We start from the raw sequence: 11,699 nt of genomic DNA, 5'->3' as shown, positions 1-11,699 counted from the left end.
GTAAAGTATTCGTTACGGAAGCACGGCTGGTTGGCGTATTGGGCTGGGAAAAGCCCCCGAGCTGTCACATAATCTTGACGACTATCTGCGCCCAGCGACAAAAAGACGCGGCGCCTACCCACTTTTCGGGCCTTTTCATGCGTATCAAAGTGCACTGCCAGAACCGCATCGGCATCCTGCGGGACATCCTCAACCTGTTGGTGGAGTACGGCGTCAACGTCGCCAAGGGTGAGGTGGGCGGCGAGCATGGCAACGCCATTTACCTGTTCTGTCCGAACCTGGTGAACATGCAATTCCAGGCGCTGCGCCCGCAGTTCGAGGCGATTGCCGGGGTGTTTGGCGTCAAAAGGGTAGGGCTGATGCCCAGTGAACGTCGGCATATGGAACTCAATGCGCTGCTCGGTGCGCTTGAGTTTCCGGTGTTGTCCATCGATATGGGCGGCTCCATCGTCGCCGCCAACCGTGCGGCCGCGCAGTTGCTCGGGGTGCGGGTGGACGAGGTGCCGGGCATTCCGCTGTCGCGCTACGCCGAGGATTTCGACTTGCCGGAACTGGTACGCGCGAGTAAATCGCGGATCAATGGCCTGCGGGTGAAGGTCAAGGGTGACGTGTTCCTGGCGGATATCGCACCGCTGCAATCCTCCGAACATGACGACAGCGAAGCCATGGCCGGTGCGGTGCTGACCCTGCACCGTGCCGACCGCGTGGGCGAGCGTATCTACAATGTGCGCAAACAGGAGCTGCGCGGTTTCGACAGTATTTTCCAAAGCTCCAAGGTCATGGCCGCCGTGGTGCGTGAAGCCCGGCGCATGGCGCCGTTGGATGCGCCTCTATTAATAGAAGGCGAAACCGGCACCGGCAAAGAGTTGTTGGCGCGCGCGTGCCACTTGGCCAGCCCGCGCGGGCAATCGCCGTTGATGGCGCTGAACTGCGCCGGGCTGCCCGAGTCGATGGCCGAGACCGAATTGTTCGGCTACGGCCCCGGCGCGTTTGAAGGCGCGCGGGCCGAGGGCAAGCTCGGGCTGCTGGAGCTGACGGCCGGCGGTACGTTGTTTCTCGATGGCGTCGGGGAAATGAGCGCGCGCTTGCAGGTGAAATTGCTGCGCTTCCTGCAGGACGGCTGCTTTCGGCGCGTGGGCAGTGACGAAGAGGTGTACCTGGATGTACGGGTGATCTGCGCCACCCAGGTGGACCTCTCCGAACTCTGCGCCCGTGGCGAATTCCGCCAGGACCTCTATCACCGCCTCAACGTGCTGTCCTTGCATATCCCGCCCCTGCGCGAATGCCTCGACGGCCTTGCGCCCCTGGTCGAGCACTTTCTCGACCAGGCCAGCCGGCAGATCGGATGCCCGTTGCCCAAGCTGGCGCCTGCCGCCATGGACAAGCTCAGCCACTACCACTGGCCAGGGAATGTGCGGCAGTTGGAAAACGTGCTGTTCCAGGCGGTGTCGCTGTGTGACGGCGGGACGGTCAAGGTCGAACACATCCGCCTGCCGGACTACGGCGTGCGCCAACCCCTTGGCGACTTTTCCCTGGAGGGCGGTTTGGAGGCAATCGTCGGACGCTTCGAGAAGGCGGTGCTGGAGAGCCTGTATGCCGAGCATCCCAGCAGCCGGCAGTTGGGGAAACGCCTGGGGGTGTCGCACACCACCATCGCCAATAAGTTGCGCGACTACGAAATCCTCAAGGCGGACAAATAACCAACTGCGCCCCCGCATTGGTTCTCTGTCACCCGTAAGACGGGTACTTGCCGTAAGCGGCATAAGTCCGCCGTTTTTTCGACTATCTCCAGTCCTTCAAATCCTGCTGCCTGCCCGCAAACCCCCGCCCCGCCTGGGCTTTCCGTTCTTTTTAAAAGTTGGTTCGCAAATTGCTTAAGCCTCATCAGTACAGCGGTGGGCGGCAAGCCTGCGTCAGAAAGAGGAAAGAGCGTGGACAAGTACCTTTATGTGGCAATGACCGGCGCCAGCCAGAATGCACTGGCGCAGAAGGCCCATGCCAACAACTTGGCGAACATTTCCACCAACGGTTTCCAACGCGACCTGGAACAGGCGCGTTCGATGCCGGTGTTCGGTGACAGCTTTCCGGCGCGTGCGTTTGCCATGACCGAACGTCCCGCGACCGACTTCAGCCCCGGCGCCATGATCGAGACCGGTCGCGACCTGGATGTGGCGGTGAACGGCAATGGCTGGATGGCGGTGCAAACCCCCGATGGCGGTGAAGCCTACGTGCGCAGTGCCAGCATGAACGTCGATGCGCTGGGTGTGCTGCGCGCCGGCAATGGCATGCCGATCATGGGCAACGGTGGCCCGATCGCCGTACCGCCGCAGCAGAAAGTCGAAGTGGGCGCCGACGGCACCATCAGCATCCGCGCCATGGGCGAAGGCCCGCGGGTGATGGCTGAAGTGGACCGTATCAAGCTGGTCCAGCCCGATCTCAAGAATATGAATAAAGGCCTGGATGGCACCATCCATACCAAGGATGGCCAGCCGGCCGTGGCCGATGCGAACGTTACGTTGACCTCGGGTTTCCTGCAGGCGAGCAACGTCAACGCGGTTGAAGAGATGACTGCGGTCCTGGCGCTTTCCAAGCAGTTCGAGTTGCACATCAAGATGATGAACAGCGCCAAGGAAGACGACCAGGCCATGACCCGCGTGATGGCGATGAGCTGATAGCCACGTTATTGACCGACTACCAATTTTTGCAGCGCAGCGCCAACAAACAGGCGCACGAAGGAGAACAGCATGCTTCCGGCTCTATGGGTTGCCAAAACAGGTCTGTCCGCCCAGGACACCAACCTGACCACCATTTCCAACAACTTGGCCAACGTGTCGACCACGGGTTTCAAACGTGACCGCGCCGAGTTCCAGGACTTGCTCTATCAGATCAAGCGCCAGCCAGGCGCCCAGTCGACCCAGGACAGCGAATTGCCGTCGGGTCTGCAACTGGGTACCGGTGTGAAGATCGTCGGCACCCAGAAGAACTTCAACGCCGGTAACCTGCAGCAGACCGGGCAGCCGCTGGACATGGCCATCAACGGTAAAGGGTTCTTCCAGATCCTGCAGCCGGATGGGACCACTTCCTACACCCGTGACGGTACCTTCCACCTGGACTCCAATGGCCAGATCGTGACAGCCAACGGTTTTGCCCTGGAACCGGCTATCGTCGTGCCGAACAACGCCCAGACCTTCACCGTCGGCAACGACGGCACCGTGTCGATCACCGTGGCCGGTAACCCGGCGTCGCAAGTGATCGGCAACCTGCAAACCGCCGACTTCATCAACCCGGCCGGCCTGCAGGCGATGGGTAACAACCTGTTCCTGGAAACCGCTTCCAGCGGCGCGCCGCAAATCGGCACCCCTGGCCTGAACGGTTTCGGCACCACGCTGCAAAGCACCCTGGAAACCTCCAACGTCAGCACCGTTGAAGAGATGGTCAACATGATCACCACTCAACGCGCCTACGAGATGAACTCCAAGGTGATTTCCACCGCCGACCAGATGCTTTCGTTCGTAACGCAGAATCTGTAATCAAGTCTATGGGGCGCTCCTGAGAGCGCCTGCAACACCGTGAGGTAAGGGTCATGAATCGCTATGTTTCCGTTCTGGCATTGAGTGGGATTGCCGTGCTCGCGGGCTGTGTCGCCCCGACGCCAAAACCCAATGACCCGTACTACGCGCCGGTGTTGCCGCGCACGCCGTTGCCGGCGGCGGCCAACAATGGCTCGATTTACCAGGCCGGTTTCGAACAGAACCTGTACAGCGACCGCAAGGCGTTCCGCGTGGGTGACATCATCACCATCACCCTGAACGAGAGAACGACGGCCAGCAAGAACGCCAACTCCCAGGTGGACAAGACCAGCACCAACAGCATTGGGCTGAGCTCGTTGTTTGGTGCCGTACCGAATACCAACAACCCGCTGGGCAGCGGCGACTTGAGCCTCAACGCAGGGTACAGCGGCAACCGTGCCACCAACGGCAAGAGCGCCGCAGGGCAGGGCAATAGCCTCACCGGCTCGATCACCGTGACTGTCGCGGATGTGTTGCCCAACGGCATCATCGCCGTACGCGGTGAAAAGTGGATGACCCTCAATACCGGTGATGAGTTGGTGCGTATTGCCGGGATGGTGCGGGCCGATGACATTGCGACTGACAACACGGTGCCCTCGACGCGGATTGCCGATGCACGCATTACCTACTCGGGTACGGGTTCGTTCGCTGATGCGAGTCAGCCGGGCTGGTTCGACCGTTTCTTCCTTAGCCCGCTGTTCCCTTTCTAGGTGGCCACTTTGAAACTCAAACAGCTGATGGCGGCGGCACTCCTGCTGAGTCTGAGCGCAGTCGCCCAGGCCGAACGCCTGAAAGACATCGCCAGCATCTCTGGCGTGCGTTCCAACCAGTTGATCGGCTACGGTCTGGTGGTGGGGCTCAACGGTACGGGCGACCAGACCACCCAGACCCCGTTCACCCTGCAGACCTTCAACAATATGCTGTCGCAGTTCGGCATCAAGGTGCCGGCGGGTTCGGGCAACGTGCAGTTGAAGAACGTCGCGGCGGTGTCGATCAGTGCCGACTTGCCGGCGTTTTCCAAGCCGGGCCAGGTGGTCGACATCACCGTGTCGTCCATCGGTAACTCCAAAAGCCTGCGGGGCGGCACCCTGCTGATGACCCCGCTGAAAGGTATCGACGGCAACGTCTACGCCATCGCCCAGGGCAACCTGGTGGTGGGCGGGTTTGACGCCGAAGGTCGCGACGGTTCGAAGATCACCGTCAACGTGCCGTCGGCCGGGCGTATCCCGGGTGGCGCCACGGTTGAACGCACCGTGCCGAGCGGTTTCAACCAGGGCAACAGCCTGACCTTGAACCTCAACCGTTCGGACTTCACCACCGCCAAGCGTGTGGTCGACAAGATCAACGACATGCTCGGCCCTGGCGTGGCCCAGGCTATCGACGGTGGCTCGATCCGCGTCACCGCGCCGCTGGACCCCAGCCAGCGCGTGGACTACCTGTCGATCCTGGAAAACCTCGAAGTCGATCCGGGCCAGGCGGTGGCCAAGGTCATCATCAATTCGCGCACCGGTACCATCGTGATCGGCCAGAACGTCAAGGTCTCGCCGGCGGCGGTGACCCACGGCAGCCTGACCGTGACCATCACCGAAGATCCGATCGTCAGCCAGCCTGGGCCGTTGTCCAATGGCCAGACGGCGGTGGTGCCACGCTCGCGAGTGAATGCCCAGCAAGAAGCCAAGCCGATGTTCAAGTTCGGCCCGGGCACGACCCTGGATGAGATTGTACGTGCGGTGAACCAGGTGGGCGCAGCGCCAGGCGACTTGATGGCGATCCTCGAAGCGTTGAAGCAGGCCGGCGCGTTGCAAGCCGATCTGATCGTGATTTAAGGCCATGGCCATGGACATGCGTAACAGCGGCCTGACCAGCACGGCGGATTCGGGTTCGTATTCCGACTTGAATCGCCTGAACCAACTGAAGGTCGGCGACAAGAACAGCGAAGGCAACATGCGCAAGGTGGCGCAGGAATTCGAGTCGCTGTTCTTGAGCGAGATGCTCAAGTCCATGCGCTCGGCCACCGAGGCCCTGGGCAAGGACAACCCGATGAACACCCCGGCCGCCAAGCAGTATCAGGAAATGTACGACCAGCAACTGGCGGTTTCCATGTCCCGCGAAGGCGGCGGTATCGGCCTGGCCGATGTGCTGATGCGCCAGATGCAGAAGAACAAGCCGGTGGACGCCCAGGCGGCCACCTTGCAGGGCCCGGCGGCGGCCGAGGCGGTCAAGAAAGTCGATGTGCCGACGCAAATTGCCGCCGGAACCCAGGCCGAGGGCCCGCTGGGGCGTTCCAATGGCCAGCGTCCACTGTGGGCCTATCGCGTGGCGGAGCCCCAGGCGGGCGCTGCAGCGGCCCACAGCAATGACATCGCACTGATGAACCAGCGCCGTATCGCCTTGCCGAGCAAGCTGACCGATCGCCTGCTCGCCGGTATCGTGCCGAGCACCGACACCACCACCGTTGCCCAGGCGGCGCCGCTGCGTAACAGCGCGGCCGCCGACAATGTGGTCAACAGCACCGCGCGCACGTTTGCCGTGCCGAGCGGGCGCATGCAGGTCTACGGCCGCGCCGTGGCCCAGCCGCCATTGGCACCGGTGAAGAAGGCGTTCAGCTCCCAGGATGAATTTGTCGCGACCATGTTGCCGATGGCCAAGGCGGCGGCCGCGCGTATCGGTGTCGATCCGAAGTACCTGGTGGCCCAGGCCGCCTTGGAAACCGGTTGGGGCAAGTCGGTGATGCGCGCCGAAGATGGCAGCAGCAGCCACAACCTGTTCGGCATCAAGGCCGGCCAGAGCTGGCAGGGCGGCCAGGCCCGTGCAATCACCAGCGAGTTTCGTGACGGGGCGATGGTCAAGGAAACGGCGCAGTTCCGTTCCTACGCCTCCTATCAGGACAGCTTTCATGATCTCGTGACATTGCTGCAAAGCAATGATCGCTATAAAGAAGTTGTGAAATCGGCCGATAACCCCGAACAGTTTGTACGCGAGTTGCAAAAAGCCGGATACGCCACGGACCCGGCCTACGCCAGCAAGATTTCGCAGATCGCAAAAACCATGAACAGTTACCAGAATTACGCTGCCGCGGGCGCGACCACTCATTTATAAGGTCTGAACCATGAGTTTGCTCAATATCGGGATGTCGGGGCTTAACGCCGCTCAAGGATCGTTGTCGGTCTTGAGTAACAACATCGCCAACGCCAATACCGCGGGCTATTCGCGTCAGCAGACCACCCAGAGCGCAAATGCGTCGAACCAGTATGGCGGCGTGTTCATCGGCAGCGGCACCACCCTGGCCGACGTGCGCCGGGTGTACAACGAATACCTGGACACCGCCTACCAGAACAGCACCTCGCTCAACAGCGATGCCAAGGCTTACCTGGATCAGGTCAGCGCCGTCGACAAGACCCTGTCGGACAAGACCACCGGCATGTCGGCCGTACTCAGCGCGTTCTTCTCCTCGGTGCAGACGGCTTCGGCCAACCCGAGCGATGTATCGGCCCGCCAGGTGCTGCTGACCAACGCCCAGACCCTGAGCAACCGGTTCAACGCGATCTCCACGCAGTTGAGCCAGCAGAAAGAAACCATCAACGGCCAACTGAGCTCGATGAGCGATCAGGTCAATCAGCTGACCTCGTCGATTGCCTCTCTCAACAAGCAGATTGCCCAGGTGCAGGGTTCGTCGAACACCACCCCGGCCAACCTGCTGGATTCCCGTGCCGAAGCCGTGCGTTCGCTCAATGAGTTGATCGGCGTGACCGCCACCGAAAAGAACGGCGTGTTCAGTGTCAGCACCGGCAGCGGCCAATCCCTGGTGCTGGGTGATCGCTCCAACACGATTTCCGCCGTACCGAGCAAGGGCGACACCAGCCAGTACACGATCCAGCTTAATGCAGCCGGCGGCACGACCATGGACTTGGGCAACGTGATCAGCGGCGGCAGCATCGGCGGCCTGTTGCGCTATCGCAGCGACGCGTTGATTCCGGCGATCAATGATCTGGGGCGCATCGCGATTGCCACCGCCGATACGGTCAACAGCCAATTGGGCCAGGGCCTGGACCTTAATGGCGAGTTCGGTACCTCGTTGTTCACCGACATCAACAATGCCGCGTCCGTTGCCCTGCGCAGCCAGGCTGCCCAAGGTAACCTGGGTGACGGCGCCCTGGGCGTGACGATCAAGGACACCAGCAAGCTGACCAGCTTCGATTACAAGGTCAGCTTCAATGATGGGACAAATCTCAACAAGGTCACGGTTCTGCGCTCCGACGGCAAGGCCATGGGCACCTATGACCTCAGTGCCACGCCGCCGCCGGTCATCGATGGCTTCACCCTGGCGGTCCAGAGTGGTGCGGTGCAGGCCGGCGATAGCTTCAAGGTCAGCCCGACCGCCAATGGCGCCAAGGAAATCGGCACGGTGCTCAGCGACCCGACCAAGATCGCGTTTGCCGCGCCCTTGATCGGCGAAGCCAGCAAGACCAACCAGGGCACCGGCACCTTCACGCCGCCGAGCCTCACTGTGCCCCTGGATATCCAGGGCGGCGCCGCCACCGCACAATTGCGTATCGGCATTGAAAACTCGATGCCGGTGAAGATGGTCTTCGGCAAGGTCGCAGCGGATGGTACCCAGCCTTACAGCCTCAGCGATTCCCAGGGCAACCCGATCGGCACCGGCAGCATCGTGCCGGGGCAGGGCAACAAGATTTCGATCAACGTGCCAATGCGTGATGCCAGCGGCGCCTTGGTTGTCCCGGCTGCCAGCTTCAGCTTTGATACCACCGTGGGCGGCACCCCGGCCGATGGCGACGGCACCACGTTCTCCTTCAATGCCTCGGGCAAATCCGACAACCGCAACGCCCTGGAACTGCTGAGCCTGCAGACCAAGGCGACGGTGGGCACGGCGGCCGACGGCACTGGCGGTACCAGCCTGGTGGGGGCCAACAGCAAGCTGGTGTCCACCGTCGGCGCCAAGGCGGCTGCGGCCGGTACCGACAACACCGCCACCGGTGCGCTGCTGACCGCGAACAAGAACGCGCGCAACTCCGTGTCCCAGGTCAACCTGGATGAAGAGGCGGGCGACATGATCAAGTTCCAGCAGTACTACACGGCGTCCTCGCAGATCATCAAGGCTGCGCAGGAAACCTTCAGCACGCTGATCAATAGTCTTTAAGGGAGTCTGGGACGATGCGTATTTCTACACAGCAGTATTTCGAAACCAGTTCCTCCAAGTATTCGGACAACTATTCGAGCGTGGTGAAGGCTCAAGACCAGGCCAGTTCCGGCGTGCGTGTGCAAACCGCCGCGGATGACCCGGTGGCGGCGGCGCGTTTGCTGATGCTGCAGCAGCAGAAAGACATGCTGGGTCAGTACAACAGCAACGTCACCAGCCTGAAAAACTCCCTGACCAACGAAGAAAGCGTGTTGGACGCAATCAGCGATGCGATGCAGCGCGCCACTCAGTTGGCCCTGCGTGCCGGTGGTTCGATCAGCGATGCTGATCGCCGGTCGATTGCCAGCGAAGTCGGTGCGATCGAGGATCAGGTCCTGGGCTTGCTCAACAGCAAGGACTCGTCCGGCAACTACCTGTTTTCCGGTTCCAAGACCCAGACTCCGCCTTATGCCCGTAACAACGATGGCACCTACAGCTACCAGGGCGATGAAACCCCGCTGAGCCTGCAGATTTCCAATACGCTGACGGTCAGCGCTGGCGATACCGGCAAGACCATCCTGGAGGGCTCGCCCAATGCCGGCCGCACCCAGGCCACCTGGTTGCCACCTGTGCCGCAGACAGTGCCGCCGACGGTCAATGACAACAAGGTTGCGCTGTCGGCGGGCCTGGTCACTTCGGGCTCCGACTACACCAAGAAATTCGCGGATGGCCAGCCCTACACGCTGACCTTCACCAGCAGCACGCAATACACAGTGACCGACAGCACCGGTACCGACGTGACTTCGGAGATTTCCGGCAACGGCACGTTCGACGCCACCAAGGAAGGCAGCTCCAGCGTTGCTTTGCGTGGGGTGAAGTTCGACATCACCATGGACCTTGGGGATGTCGCGCCCGGTGCCAACTCCGACGCAGTGGTGGCGGGGCGTTCGTTCCAACTGGCGGCCAAGCCGGATACCTTCAGCGTATCGCGCACTCCAAGCAACCCGTCGAGCACGCAATTGACCGGCGCCCAGGTGTCCAACCAGGCGGCCTACGCCAGTACGTTCCCGACCAACAGCGGGGCGGTGATCAAATTCACCAGCGCGACGGCCTATGAGGTGTATGCCCAGCCGTACACGACCGACAGCAAGACCATCGCCACTGGCGACACCGGCGGCGGCACCACGGTGACGGCGGCGGGGGTGACGTTTGACGTAAGTGGCGGGCCACCGCAGGCGGGCGATCAGTTCTCCGTCGGCGCCAGCACCCAGAAGACCCAAAACGCGCTGGATACCCTCAGCCGATTGCGCCAGGCGCTGGAACTGCCGGCCGACGGTAATCCGGCGGCGACGGTCAAGCTCAAGGACGTCCTCGATTCGTCGATTGCCAACCTGGCCAACTCGACGTCCCAGATCGTCAACGTGCGCGGTTCCATCGGTGCGCGGCAGAACGCCCTGGACATCCAGACCAGCGAAAACACCAGCATCGGCCTGGCCAACACCAGCACCATGAGTGACCTGGCCAACATCGATATGGGCGAGGCGGCAATCAATCTGACGCTGCAGCAAACCATGTTGCAGGCCTCGCAATTGGCGTTCGTCAAAATTTCCCAGTTGAGCCTGTTCAACAAGATGTAAGCGGCGTCAAGTCAAGCGGCCCGCTCTGGAAACAGGGCGGGCCGCTGTCGTTTCCGGGGTTTAATTGTTTGAAGGTTTTGCACAAAGCACACACAATTGAGTGACCTGTGAGTCATAAAGCGCATCTTCACTGTATCGTGTGAAAAGGATAAGTCGTCACAGGGTCCTTGCGGGGCGGCTTTCAGCGAGATTTTTATGGGGTTATCCCCTTTATTGTCAGCACTCCAGGCCACGCCTGGGGTGTTCTCCAGCTATTTAGTATTGGGAAGCCACAATGATTGGCATAAAAAGCATCGCCAGTTACGTGCCGGCAGACGGGATCGATAACTACGCCCAGGGTGCCAAGTTCGCCAAGGATGAAGAATTCATCATCGGCAAGATCGGTTCGGCGTTCCTGCCGCGCAAGGAAGCCGCGCAGGAAACCTCCGATCTGTGTGTCGAGGCGGTCAACGCTTTGTTTGCCAACAACCCGGATTTGAAGCGCGAGTCCATCGATGCACTGATCGTCGTCACCCAGAACGGCGATGAAGAGGGTTTGCCCCATACGGCCGCGATCGTCCAGGACAAACTCGGCCTGCCCACCCACGTGGCGGCGTTTGATATTTCCCTGGGCTGCTCCGGCTACGTCTACGGCATCTACGCCATGAAGGGCTTCATGGAAGCCACCGGCCTGAAAAACGGCCTGTTGGTCACCGCCGACCCGTATTCGAAGATCGTCGACCCGGAAGACCGCAACACCACCATGCTGTTTGGCGATGCCGCCACCGCCACCTGGATGGGCGAAGACGCGCCGTGGTTGCTGGGCAAGTCCAAGTTCGGCACCGACGGTTCCGGCGCACCGCATCTCAAGGTCAGCGATGGCGTGTTCTTCATGAACGGTCGCCAGGTGTTCAACTTCGCCTTGCTCAAGGTGCCGGCGCATTTGCACGAGCTGCTCGACGAGTCGGACCTTGCGGCCGATGACATCGATGCGTTCTGCATTCACCAGGGCAGTGCGGCGATTGTCGACGCCGTGGCCCGGCGTTTCGAAGACGCGCCGGTGGAGAAATTCATCAAGGACATGGTCGAGACCGGCAACACCGTGTCGTCGAGCATTCCGTTGCTGCTGGAAAAGCATGTGATGGACGCCACCTGGAAGCGCGTGGCGATCAGCGGTTTTGGTGTGGGCCTGTCGTGGGGGTCGGCGATTCTCTATCGTCCGTGACGCTTCGATAGACGGCTTTCTGCTTAAAAGCAAACGCCGATGCTCGAAAGAGCATCGGCGTTTTTTATTTGGCGCCAGAAAACCCAATGAAATATGGGGTTTTGGCCGTCGTAAGCCCTTGAATTACAAGGGGTGGCACGGCGCCATTAAAA

Annotated in this window: 9 protein-coding genes; all 9 read left to right on the top strand. The window is 61.2% G+C overall.

Going from position 1 to position 11,699, the window contains the following annotated elements:
* Nucleotides 1-137 precede the first annotated feature (137 nt).
* A complete protein-coding gene (locus J3D60_RS12810; RefSeq protein ID WP_115486753.1) occupies nt 138-1,700 on the top strand; it encodes a sigma-54-dependent transcriptional regulator in 1,563 nt (520 codons plus the stop codon).
* 231 nt (nt 1,701-1,931) lie between these two features.
* Nucleotides 1,932-2,672, top strand: coding sequence for a flagellar basal body rod protein FlgF (locus J3D60_RS12805; protein ID WP_065924946.1), 741 nt, complete (start codon nt 1,932-1,934; stop codon nt 2,670-2,672).
* A gap of 72 nt (nt 2,673-2,744) precedes the next feature.
* On the top strand, nt 2,745-3,530 hold the full coding sequence (flgG, locus tag J3D60_RS12800; RefSeq protein WP_027603835.1) for a flagellar basal-body rod protein FlgG: 786 nt from the start codon (nt 2,745-2,747) through the stop codon (nt 3,528-3,530).
* A gap of 53 nt (nt 3,531-3,583) precedes the next feature.
* Entirely contained in the window at nt 3,584-4,279 is a 696-nt protein-coding gene (gene flgH, locus J3D60_RS12795; RefSeq protein ID WP_027603836.1) for a flagellar basal body L-ring protein FlgH, read from the top strand.
* 27 nt (nt 4,280-4,306) lie between these two features.
* Complete coding sequence (locus J3D60_RS12790; RefSeq protein WP_033901075.1) at nt 4,307-5,395, top strand: flagellar basal body P-ring protein FlgI; 1,089 nt, start codon at nt 4,307-4,309, stop codon at nt 5,393-5,395.
* 4 nt (nt 5,396-5,399) lie between these two features.
* Nucleotides 5,400-6,668, top strand: coding sequence for a flagellar assembly peptidoglycan hydrolase FlgJ (gene flgJ, locus J3D60_RS12785; RefSeq protein WP_027603838.1), 1,269 nt, complete (start codon nt 5,400-5,402; stop codon nt 6,666-6,668).
* A gap of 10 nt (nt 6,669-6,678) precedes the next feature.
* Complete coding sequence (gene flgK / locus J3D60_RS12780; RefSeq protein WP_065940573.1) at nt 6,679-8,727, top strand: flagellar hook-associated protein FlgK; 2,049 nt, start codon at nt 6,679-6,681, stop codon at nt 8,725-8,727.
* A 14-nt stretch (nt 8,728-8,741) separates the two neighbouring features.
* Entirely contained in the window at nt 8,742-10,343 is a 1,602-nt protein-coding gene (locus J3D60_RS12775; RefSeq protein ID WP_065940572.1) for a flagellar hook-associated protein 3, read from the top strand.
* A 274-nt stretch (nt 10,344-10,617) separates the two neighbouring features.
* Complete coding sequence (locus J3D60_RS12770; protein ID WP_065924951.1) at nt 10,618-11,547, top strand: ketoacyl-ACP synthase III; 930 nt, start codon at nt 10,618-10,620, stop codon at nt 11,545-11,547.
* Nucleotides 11,548-11,699 lie beyond the last annotated feature (152 nt).

Origin of the sequence: Pseudomonas sp. S3E17, from assembly GCF_024168685.1 — a bacterium.
Lineage (GTDB): Bacteria > Pseudomonadota > Gammaproteobacteria > Pseudomonadales > Pseudomonadaceae > Aquipseudomonas > Aquipseudomonas marginalis.
The sequence above is the reverse complement of the archived record's forward strand: the minus strand, read 5'-3'. Positions and strand labels throughout refer to the sequence as shown.

Coding starts and splice junctions, on each gene's coding strand:
- J3D60_RS12770 (WP_065924951.1), top strand. CDS start 10,618: ATGATTGGCATAAAAAGCATCGCCAGTTACGTGCCGGCAGACGGGATC.
- flgJ (WP_027603838.1), top strand. CDS start 5,400: ATGGCCATGGACATGCGTAACAGCGGCCTGACCAGCACGGCGGATTCG.
- flgH (WP_027603836.1), top strand. CDS start 3,584: ATGAATCGCTATGTTTCCGTTCTGGCATTGAGTGGGATTGCCGTGCTC.
- J3D60_RS12790 (WP_033901075.1), top strand. CDS start 4,307: ATGGCGGCGGCACTCCTGCTGAGTCTGAGCGCAGTCGCCCAGGCCGAA.
- flgK (WP_065940573.1), top strand. CDS start 6,679: ATGAGTTTGCTCAATATCGGGATGTCGGGGCTTAACGCCGCTCAAGGA.
- J3D60_RS12775 (WP_065940572.1), top strand. CDS start 8,742: ATGCGTATTTCTACACAGCAGTATTTCGAAACCAGTTCCTCCAAGTAT.
- flgG (WP_027603835.1), top strand. CDS start 2,745: ATGCTTCCGGCTCTATGGGTTGCCAAAACAGGTCTGTCCGCCCAGGAC.
- J3D60_RS12810 (WP_115486753.1), top strand. CDS start 138: ATGCGTATCAAAGTGCACTGCCAGAACCGCATCGGCATCCTGCGGGAC.